Source organism: Kineosporia succinea (assembly GCF_030811555.1).
Lineage (GTDB): Bacteria > Actinomycetota > Actinomycetes > Actinomycetales > Kineosporiaceae > Kineosporia > Kineosporia succinea.
On sequence record NZ_JAUSQZ010000001.1, the window covers coordinates 3,184,548 to 3,194,167 of the forward strand.

General features: G+C 71.6%; 9 protein-coding genes. All 9 read left to right on the forward strand.

Annotated features, from left to right (window positions below; genetic code table 11):
• Positions 1-32 precede the first annotated feature (32 nt).
• The 9 genes from dacB (at position 33) to J2S57_RS13990 (ending at position 9,392) form a co-directional block, all read left to right on the forward strand.
• A complete protein-coding gene (gene dacB, locus J2S57_RS13950) occupies positions 33-1,208 on the forward strand; it encodes a D-alanyl-D-alanine carboxypeptidase/D-alanyl-D-alanine endopeptidase (protein WP_307242521.1) in 1,176 nt (391 codons plus the stop codon).
• A 93-nt stretch (positions 1,209-1,301) separates the two neighbouring features.
• On the forward strand, positions 1,302-2,381 hold the full coding sequence (locus J2S57_RS13955) for an Rv3626c family coenzyme F420 biosynthesis-associated protein (protein WP_307242523.1): 1,080 nt from the start codon (positions 1,302-1,304) through the stop codon (positions 2,379-2,381).
• Positions 2,374-3,465, forward strand: coding sequence for a tRNA lysidine(34) synthetase TilS (gene tilS / locus J2S57_RS13960; RefSeq protein WP_307242525.1), 1,092 nt, complete (start codon positions 2,374-2,376; stop codon positions 3,463-3,465). Before J2S57_RS13955 ends, tilS begins: the two co-directional genes overlap by 8 nt.
• A gap of 65 nt (positions 3,466-3,530) precedes the next feature.
• The gene (gene hpt / locus J2S57_RS13965; protein WP_370882469.1) at positions 3,531-4,085 is read left to right on the forward strand and encodes a hypoxanthine phosphoribosyltransferase; all 555 of its coding nucleotides are present in this window, start codon (positions 3,531-3,533) and stop codon (positions 4,083-4,085) included.
• A gap of 251 nt (positions 4,086-4,336) precedes the next feature.
• Positions 4,337-6,322, forward strand: coding sequence for an ATP-dependent zinc metalloprotease FtsH (gene ftsH / locus J2S57_RS13970; RefSeq protein ID WP_307242527.1), 1,986 nt, complete (start codon positions 4,337-4,339; stop codon positions 6,320-6,322).
• A 119-nt stretch (positions 6,323-6,441) separates the two neighbouring features.
• On the forward strand, positions 6,442-7,041 hold the full coding sequence (gene folE / locus J2S57_RS13975) for a GTP cyclohydrolase I FolE (protein WP_307242529.1): 600 nt from the start codon (positions 6,442-6,444) through the stop codon (positions 7,039-7,041).
• Between the two features lie 85 nt (positions 7,042-7,126).
• Complete coding sequence (gene folP / locus J2S57_RS13980) at positions 7,127-7,972, forward strand: dihydropteroate synthase (protein WP_370882640.1); 846 nt, start codon at positions 7,127-7,129, stop codon at positions 7,970-7,972.
• Positions 7,969-8,919 (forward strand): 2-amino-4-hydroxy-6-hydroxymethyldihydropteridine diphosphokinase, encoded by a 951-nt coding sequence (gene folK / locus J2S57_RS13985; protein WP_307242533.1) that lies wholly within the window; start codon positions 7,969-7,971, stop codon positions 8,917-8,919. The genes folP and folK overlap by 4 nt, the downstream gene beginning before the upstream one ends.
• Complete coding sequence (locus J2S57_RS13990; protein WP_307242536.1) at positions 8,916-9,392, forward strand: DUF3180 domain-containing protein; 477 nt, start codon at positions 8,916-8,918, stop codon at positions 9,390-9,392. Before folK ends, J2S57_RS13990 begins: the two co-directional genes overlap by 4 nt.
• Positions 9,393-9,620 lie beyond the last annotated feature (228 nt).

Here is a 9,620-nt window from a genome sequence, read left to right on the forward strand (position 1 = left end):
CGGCGGTGTCCGCGACAAAGCTCACACAACGCATGAGCAAGCTGATGGCGAGCAAGGACCTCGGCAAGTCGGTCTCGGTCGACGTGCTCGACCCGCTCACCGGCGAGCACCTGCTCAGCCGCTCCGCCGCCGACGCCCGCACACCGGCGTCCACCGCGAAGCTGCTCACCACGGCCGCGGCCCTCTCCGCACTCGGTGCGCACGCGACGCTGCCCACCACCGCGCTGGGCGACGGCGAGACGGTCTACCTGGTCGGCGGAGGCGACGTGCTGCTCGGGGCCGGGAAGAGCGACGAGGACGCCGTGGTCGGGCACGCCGGGCTGGCCACGCTGGCCGAGCAGACCGCGAGCGCTCTGAAGGCCGCCGGCACCACCTCGGTGACCGTGGCCCTCGACGACGGGCTGTTCGAGGGCTCGCCGATGGCTCCCGGCTGGGCGCAGTCCGACGTGACCAACGGCTACGTCGCCCCGCTCTATTCGGTCGAGATCAGCGCGGGCCGGCTCAAGGAGGGCAACTACGTGCCCCGGTCGAAGGACCCGGGCATGGCGGCGGCCCAGGTGTTCGCCAAGGCACTGGCCCACGAGGGCATCAAGGTCGCGCGCAAGATCCCCCGGGAGGACCCGCCCCAGGCGTCGACCCGCCTCGGGGAGGTGCGCTCGGCGTCCGTCGGCGACCAGGTCGAGTTCACGCTCGACCACAGCGACAACACCGTGGCCGAGGCGCTGGGCCGGCTGGTGGCGATCGAGCGAGGCGAGGGGGCGACCTTCGCCGACACCGGGCCGGCGGTGCTGGCCGAGCTCGCCGAGCACGACGTGGCGGTCGAAGGTGCGACTCTGGCGGACGGGAGCGGGCTTTCAGCTGAGAGCAGAATTCCGGTGCAGACGCTGACGGCGGTGCTGGCCCTGGCGGCCGGTGACGACGGCACGGACCTGCGGCCGATGCTCACCGGCATGCCGATCGCGGGGGTCTCGGGCACGCTCTCCGAGCGCTTCGAGTCGGCGGCCGAGAGCGGGTCGACCGGCCTGGTCCGGGCCAAGACGGGCACGCTCAGCGGGGTCAGTTCGCTGGCCGGGACGCTGGTGGACGCGGACGGGCGCTACCTGGTGTTCGCGGTGATGGCCGATCGGGTGCCGTCCACCGCCGCGGCCCGGGAGGCGCTCGACCGGTTCGCCAACGGCCTGGTCGGGTGCGGCTGCTCGGACTCCTAGAAGACGTGTGCGGAGGACGTGGCGGGCCTCGGGAGGGCTGTTCGCCGGGCGGGCTGCGGACGCCCGGCGGGCCACGGCACGTACCGTTGATCCATGGCAGCGGATCCGGTGGTGGCTGAACCCGTCGACACGATGATCAACTGGGACCTGGCGGCGCGCACGGCGGCCCGGGTCGGAAAACCCGGGCCCGACGTCAGCCTGGCCGAGGCTCAGCAGATCGTGGGCGAGCTGCGGCAGGCGGCGCTCACGGCGCACCCGCACGTGCAGGCGGTCACCGGGCTCAGCACGACCCCGGGCGAGGGCGTCTACGTGGTCGACCGGCCGGGCTGGGCCAAGGCCAACATCGCGGCCTTCCGGGCCCTGCTGGCGCCGGTGATGGTCGAGGTGCAGCGCCGCAACGAGGAGCGGGGCAAGCCCGGGGCGGGCAGCAGCGCGATCGGCAGCCGGGTCACCGGGGCCGAGATCGGCGCCCTGCTCGGCATCCTCTCCAGCCGGGTGCTGGGGCAGTACGACGCCTTCGCGAGCCCGGGCCGGCTGCTGCTCATCGCCCCCACGATCGTCTCGGTGGAGCGCGAGCTGGAGGTCGTGCCCGAGGACTTCCGGCTCTGGGTGTGCCTGCACGAAGAGACCCACCGGGTGCAGTTCACCGCCTCCGACTGGCTCACCGACCACCTGCTCACCGAGGTCCGTGCGCTGATCACCGAGCTGATGGCCGACCCCTCACAGGTCGCCGACCGGTTCGGCCAGCTGCTGCGCGGTCTGCCCGAGGTGGTGCGCGGCGAGGGCGACGGCCGGTCGGTGCTCGACGCCGTGCAGACCCCCGAGCAGCGCCGCAAGCTGGCCCGGATCACCGCGATCATGTCGCTGCTCGAGGGCCACGCCGACGTGATCATGGACGATGTGGGCCCGCAGGTCGTGCCCACCGTCGCCACCATCCGGCAGCGGTTCACCCGGCGCCGGGCCGGGCGCGGCGCCATCGACCAGGTGCTGCGCCGCCTGCTCGGGCTGGACGCGAAGGCCAAGCAGTACGCCGACGGGGCCCGGTTCGTGCGGGGTGTGGTCAACGAGGTCGGGATGGACGGGTTCAACGCCGTCTGGTCGTCGGCCGACGCGCTGCCCGAGCCCGAGGAGATCAGCGACCCGAAGGCCTGGGTGCGGCGGGTGCATGGATGACGTCACCGCTGTGCACGTCGCGGTGCGGGACTGTCTGAGTGATCTGACCCCGGCCGGCCGGGTGCTCGTCGCGTGCAGCGGAGGGCCGGACTCGCTGACGCTCGCGGCGGTCACGGTGACCACGGCCCGCGCCCACGGGTTCGCGGCCGGGGCGGTGGTGGTGGACCACGGCTGGTCGCCCGCGGCCTCGGCGGCGGGTTCGGCGGCGGCGCACGAATGCCGTTCGCTGGGGCTCGATCCGGTGGAGCTGGTGCGGGTGCACGCGTCCGGCCCGGGGGGTCCCGAGGCGGCCGCCCGCGACGCTCGGTACCGGGCGCTGGACGAGGCGGCGGCGCGCCGGGGAGCCGCCGCCGTCCTGCTCGGGCACACCCTGGACGACCAGGCCGAGACCGTGCTGCTGGGGCTCGGGCGGGGCTCGGGGGCGCGGAGCCTGGCCGGGATGCCGGCTCGGCGCGGGGTGTTCCGGCGGCCCTTCCTCGGGGTGCGGCGGGAGGTCGTCGCGCGGGCCGGGCAGGCCCTGGGGCTGCACCCGTGGCACGACCCGGCGAACGACGACCCGGTCTACACCCGGGTGCGGGTGCGGCAACTGGCCCCCGCGCTGGAGCAGGCGCTCGGGCCTGGGGTGGCGCAGGCGCTGGCGCGCAGTGCGGCGATGCTGCGCGAGGACGCGGACGCGCTGGACGCGCTCGCGGCTGAACTGGTGGCGGTGGTCACGGTTTCCGGGGAGCTCGAGGATGTTCCGGGCCGTGCGGACCGTGCGGACCGTGCGGGGCTTGAGGGTCGTGCGGGGCTCGACGGTCGTGCCGGGCTTGAGGACGGCGTGGTCGCGGGGGAGCCCGGCGTCCGGGCCGTCGTGGGCCCGTTGCGGGACGCCCTGCCCGCCCTGCGGCGCCGGGCGCTGCTCGAGCTGGCCCGCCGGGCCGGATGCCCGTCCGGGGGGCTCGGGCACCGGCACGCGCTGGCCCTGGAGCGGCTGGTGCTCACCGGTCGGGGCCGGGTCGACCTCCCGGGTGGGGTCCTCGCCCGGGTCGACCGGGGGCCGGGCCCCCGGCTGAGCCTGTGCCGCCGGATTGTGGCAGGCTGAGATGCCGCCGGATCCGGCGCGTCGTACTCACCTCCGAATGCACCTCCGAACCAACCTGGAGATTCGTGGACGCCTCCGACATGGGCACCGACCTGGAGAAGGTCCTGCTCACCGAGGAACAGATCCAGAACCGGCTGAACGAGCTGGCCGAGCAGATCGAGACCGACTACGCCGGCCAGGACGTGCTTCTGGTGGGCGTGCTCAAGGGCGCGATCATGGTGATGGCCGACCTGAGCCGCACCCTGCACCGCAGCTACGAGACCGACTGGATGGCGGTGTCGTCGTACGGCTCGGGCACCAAGTCGTCCGGGGTGGTCCGCATCCTCAAAGACCTCGACCGCGACATCAGCGGCCGGCACGTGCTGATCGTCGAGGACATCGTCGACTCCGGCCTGACGCTGTCCTGGCTGATCGCCAACCTGAGCTCGCGCGGCCCGGCCTCGGTCGAGGTCTGCACGCTCCTGCGCAAGCCCGACGCGATGAAGGTGGACCTCAAGGTCCGCTACGTCGGGTTCGACATACCCAACGAGTTCGTGGTCGGCTACGGCCTCGACTACGCCGAGCAGTACCGCAACCTCCGGGTGGTGGGCACCCTGGCGGAGCACGTCTACTCGAGCTGACACCGGCTGGGCAGAAGCTGTGAGCACGACCGCGGGGGAGATCGGGCGGAACAGTGGGGCGATGTCCTCCGTTCCTCTCTTAGCCACCTGCCGGACGCCGCTCCGTGATACGGAGAATCGGTTTCCGGCGGTGGCAACGACTGCCGCGAGCTGTCCATGGACCGGTAGGTCTGTGGGCATCGGTGTACCGTCGTCCTATTGAGCACGAGCAGGAGGGTCGGGGCCTTGACGGCCCCAGGTGAACACACGGCATGGACGTCAAACGACTGACGCGGGGGCCGGCGATCTGGGTGATCGTCTTCGTGGTCCTGCTCATCATCGGGGCCCGCGTGTTCGCGCCCAACCAATACGCGAAGATCGACACGTTCCGGGCCATCGAGCTGATCGAGCAGGGCAAGGTCGAGAGCGCAACCCTGATCGACGGGGACCAGCGCATCGAGCTCACCCTGAAGGCCGGCAACGAGATCAAGGACAAGCTCCAGGTCGAGGCCAACTACATCTCGCAGCGCGGCGACGAGATGGTGCAGCTGTTGAAGGACAACCCGCCGAGCGAGGGGTTCACCGACGAGGTGCCCCGCACGTCGTGGTGGTCCAGCCTGCTCATCGGCGTCCTGCCGCTGATCCTGCTGCTCGCCGTGTTCTGGTTCCTGATGGGCCAGATGCAGGGCGGCGGCTCGCGGGTGATGAACTTCGGCAAGTCCCGGGCCCGGCTGGTCAGCAAGGACACCCCCAAGGTCACCTTCGCCGACGTGGCGGGTGCCGACGAGGCGGTGGAGGAGCTCCACGAGATCAAGGAGTTCCTGGCCGAGCCGGCCAAGTTCCAGGCCGTCGGCGCCAAGATCCCCAAGGGCGTTCTGCTCTACGGCCAGCCCGGTACCGGTAAGACGCTGCTCGCCCGGGCCGTCGCCGGTGAGGCCGGTGTGCCGTTCTACTCGATCTCCGGTTCCGACTTCGTCGAGATGTTCGTCGGTGTCGGTGCGTCCCGCGTGCGTGACCTGTTCCAGCAGGCGAAGGAGAACGCCCCGGCGATCATCTTCGTCGACGAGATCGACGCGGTGGGCCGCCACCGTGGTGCCGGTCTCGGCGGTGGTCACGACGAGCGTGAGCAGACGCTGAACCAGCTCCTCGTCGAGATGGACGGCTTCGACGTCAAGACCAACGTCATCCTGATCGCGGCCACCAACCGGCCCGACATCCTCGACCCCGCCCTGCTGCGCCCGGGCCGTTTCGACCGCCAGATCGCGGTCGAGCCGCCGGACATGAAGGGCCGGGTCAAGATCCTCGGCGTCCACTCCAAGGGCAAGCCGATGGCTCCCGACGTCGACCTCGAGGGCGTCGCCCGCAAGACCCCCGGGTTCAGCGGTGCCGACCTGGCCAACGTGCTCAACGAGGCCGCCCTGCTGACCGCCCGGGCCAACGCCCGGGTGATCGACGACCAGGCGCTCGACGAGGCGATCGACCGCGTCATCGCGGGTCCGCAGAAGCGGACCCGGCTGATGAGCGACAAGGAGAAGAAGATCACCGCGTACCACGAGGGTGGTCACGCGCTGGTGGCGGCGGCGATGAACAACACCGAGCCGGTCACCAAGGTCACGATCCTTCCCCGTGGTCGCGCCCTCGGCTACACGATGGTGCTCCCGCAGGACGACAAGTACTCCACCACCCGCAACGAGATGCTCGACCAGCTGGCCTACGCGCTCGGCGGCCGGGTGGCGGAAGAGATCATCTTCCACGACCCGACCACGGGGGCCTCGAACGACATCGAGAAGGCCACCGGCATCGCCCGGTCGATGGTCACCACGCACGGCATGTCCGAGCGCATCGGTGCGATCAAGCTGGGCCGCGGCAGCGGTGAGGTCTTCCTGGGCCGCGACATGGGCCACGAGCGCGACTACTCCGAAGAGGTCGCCGGGGTCGTCGACGACGAGGTGCGCCGCCTGATCGAGGCCGCCCACGACGAGGCCTATCAGGTGCTGATCGAGAACCGCGACGTTCTCGACAGCCTGGTGCTGACCCTGCTCGAGAAGGAGACGCTGAACCGGGCGGAGCTGGCCGAGATCTTCGCGCCGGTGCGCAAGAGCCCGGTGCGGCCGGTCTGGCTCTCCAGCGAGCGCCGCGCGGTCTCCGACATCCCGCCCGTGCTCAGCCCGGCCGAGCGCCGGATCGGGCAGAACGGCACGTCGCCCTCCACGGCGTCGGCCAACGGGCACGGTGCCGAGCTCGGAGATCTGAACTAAGTTCTAGGCGAACAGAGTCCCCGTAGGTTCCTCACGGAACCTGCGGGGACTTTCGACTTGAGAACGGCGTACGGGGCGCCGGACTCGTCCCGAACATTGCCCGACCACTGGAGAACGACGTGGCAGACGAGCTGGACCCGGCCGACAACGCGGTAGACACCGGCCGCATCGAGAAGGCGGTGCGCGAGATCCTGGTCGCGATCGGCGAGGACCCCGATCGCGACGGTCTGCTCGACACGCCGGCCCGGGTGGCCCGTGCCTACGCCGAGATGTTCGCCGGCCTCCGCCAGGACCCGGCCGACGTGCTGTCCACCACCTTCGACCTCGGTCACGAGGAGATGGTGATGGTGCGCGACATCGAGCTGTACTCCTGCTGCGAGCACCACCTGGTGCCGTTCCACGGGGTGGCGCACGTCGGCTACATCCCCAGCGCCGACGGCCGCATCACCGGGCTGAGCAAGCTGGCCCGCCTGGTCGACGTCTACGCCAAGCGTCCGCAGGTGCAGGAACGGCTCACCACCCAGGTCGCCGACGCCCTGGTCGAGCACCTCCGGCCCCGTGGCGTGATCGTGGTCCTGGAATGTGAGCACCTCTGCATGTCGATGCGTGGCGTGCGCAAGCCGGGCTCGCGTACCGTGACGTCCGCGGTGCGTGGCCAGCTGCGCGACCCCGCGACCCGCGCCGAGGCGATGAGCCTGATCCTCGCGCACACCCGCTGATCCCTCCGACAGGAAAGTAGACGTGACCGACATCCCGGGACCCGCGCTGCCCGGCCTGACCACACCGTCCTCACGCACCCTGGTCATGGGCGTTCTCAACGTCACGCCCGACTCGTTCAGCGACGGCGGGCGATGGCTCGACCCGGGCGCCGCGGTGGCGCACGGTCTGGAACTGCGGGCGCAGGGCGCTGACCTGGTCGACGTCGGTGGCGAGTCCACCCGGCCGGGGGCCGAGCGGGTCTCCGAGGCCGAGGAGCTGCGCCGCACCGTTCCGGTGGTGCGCGCCCTCGCCGACCAGGGTGTCGTGGTCAGCATCGACACGATGCGCGCGAGCGTGGCCCGGGCCGCCCTGGAGGCGGGCGCGGTGCTGCTGAACGACGTCAGCGGTGGCCGCTGGGACACCGCGATGCCGGCGCTCGTGGCCGAGAGCGGCGCGCCGTTCGTGGCCATGCACTGGCGCGGTGTGCAGGCGCTCGGCCGGGCCGAGCACGATCTGGCCGCGCGTTACGACGACGTGGTGGCCGAGGTCGGGGCCGAGCTCACCCGGGCCCTCGACGAACTGGTGGCGGCGGGGGTCGACCCGTCGCAGGTGGTGCTCGATCCCGGTCTCGGCTTCAGCAAGAACGCCGAGCACAACTGGGAACTGCTGGCCCATCTCGACGCGCTGGCCCACCTGCGTCGGCCGGTGCTGGTCGGGGCCTCGCGCAAGCGGTTCCTGGGCAGTCTGCTGGCCGGGCCGGACGCGGCGCCGGCGCCGGTGGAGGAGCGCGACGACGCCACGGCGGCGGTCAGCACGCTGGCCGCGCTGGCGGGTGTGTGGTGCGTGCGGGTGCACGCGGTACGGGCGAGTGTGGACGCGGTCCGGGTCGGCGCGGCCGTCCGGCAGCATCAGCGGGCGGGTTCGGGAAGGACAGCGGGGACAGCACTGTGAGTTCCGGGATGGGCTTCGGCCCGATCACCTCGCCCTCGGGGCGGTTGCTCGACCAGATCCGGCTCTCCGGCGTCACCGCCCGGGGCACGCACGGGGTCTTCGACTTCGAGCGGCGCGAGGGGCAGGACTTCGTGATCGACGTGGTCCTGCACACCGACATCGCGCCCGCCGCGGCGAGCGACGACCTGACGAAGACCACGCACTACGGCGAGCTCGCGGGCACGGTCGCCGACATCGTGCGGGGTGAGCCGGTCGACCTGATCGAGACCCTGGCCGAGCGCATCGCACTGGCCTGCCTGCAGCCGCCGGGTGTGATCGCGGCCGACGTCGCCGTGCACAAGCCCCAGGCCCCGATCGAAGAGACGTTCGGGGACGTGGTGGTCGCCATCCGTCGCGAGCGCACTGTTCTCCTCGAGAGGGCTCCGGCCGAACCGGTGCCGGTGGTGCTGGCCCTGGGCACGAACATGGGTGACCGGCTGATGATCCTGCGGGGCGCCGTGAGCGACCTGCGCGAGACCGAGGGCCTGGAGGTCGACGTGCTCTCGCCGGTGATCCAGACCGACCCGGTGGGCGGCCCGGAGCAGCCCGACTACCTCAACGCCGTGGTGCTGTGCACCACCACGCTGAGCGCCTACGACCTGCTGGCCGCCTGCAACCGGATCGAGGCCGGGTTCGGCCGCGAGCGCACGGTGCGGTGGGGCCCGCGCACCCTCGACATCGACGTGATCAGCTACGGCGACCTGCGCAGCTACGACGAGAAGCTGACACTGCCGCACCCGCGCGCGCACGAGCGGGCGTTCGTGCTGGCGCCCTGGCTGGCCGCCGACCCTCAGGCCTCGCTGCTCACCGAGCGCGGCACCGAGAAGGTCACGGTCCTGCTCGACGGGGCGCCCGACCGGATCTCGCTGCGGCAGCGGCCGGAACTGACGCTGGAGCACTGGGCGTGAGGGCCGCCCGGATCGGCCGCGCGCTGCTGATCGGCGTGGCCTCGGCCGTGATCTTCTGGGTGCTGCTCGACACCTGGACCGGGCAGGGGCACGAGGCCCCGCCGTTGCCGTGGACCTCGGTGTTCGGTGTCGTGGCGCTGTTCCTGGTGGTGTTCGCGGCCGGGCTGCCGATGCGCCGCTGGCAGCGCACCGACCCGGGCGACCGCAAGGACGTGCGGCGGCCGATCGATCCGCTGGTCGCGGCACGCACCGCGGTGCTGGCCAAGGCGGCGGCCTACGGCGGTGCGGTCATCTTCGGCTGGTATCTGGCCCAGGGTCTGCTCCTGCTGCCCGACCTGGTGGGCGACCGGCTCGACCGCTTCATCCTGGCGCTGATCGCGGCGGTGTCCGCGGTCGCTCTGAGCGTCACCGGATTCGTGGTGCAGAAATGGTGCAGAGTGCCCCCGGATGACGACGAGTCGAAGTCTGATTGAGAGATGCCTGTGGCCCGAGTGGGCCACGAACCTCCCGCCAGTGTGAAAACCCCTGGGCGGGAGGGTGACAGGTAGATCGGCCGAACGGCCATTCCTGTTGGTATGGGCGCTGCTGCACCCGCGCGTAACTACCCTGGGTACCCGATCGTAAACACAACGCGGTCATCGATCCCAGGAGACACCCCTTGCCCTCTGCAGCCCTGTCTGCGCCCGGCGCCGTGCCCTTGG

Bases quoted from the DNA above. Each gene is read 5' to 3' on its own strand.
- folP (WP_370882640.1), top strand. From the start codon at position 7,127: ATGGGCGTTCTCAACGTCACGCCCGACTCGTTCAGCGACGGCGGGCGA.
- dacB (WP_307242521.1), top strand. From the start codon at position 33: ATGAGCAAGCTGATGGCGAGCAAGGACCTCGGCAAGTCGGTCTCGGTC.
- ftsH (WP_307242527.1), top strand. From the start codon at position 4,337: ATGGACGTCAAACGACTGACGCGGGGGCCGGCGATCTGGGTGATCGTC.
- tilS (WP_307242525.1), top strand. From the start codon at position 2,374: ATGGATGACGTCACCGCTGTGCACGTCGCGGTGCGGGACTGTCTGAGT.
- J2S57_RS13955 (WP_307242523.1), top strand. From the start codon at position 1,302: ATGGCAGCGGATCCGGTGGTGGCTGAACCCGTCGACACGATGATCAAC.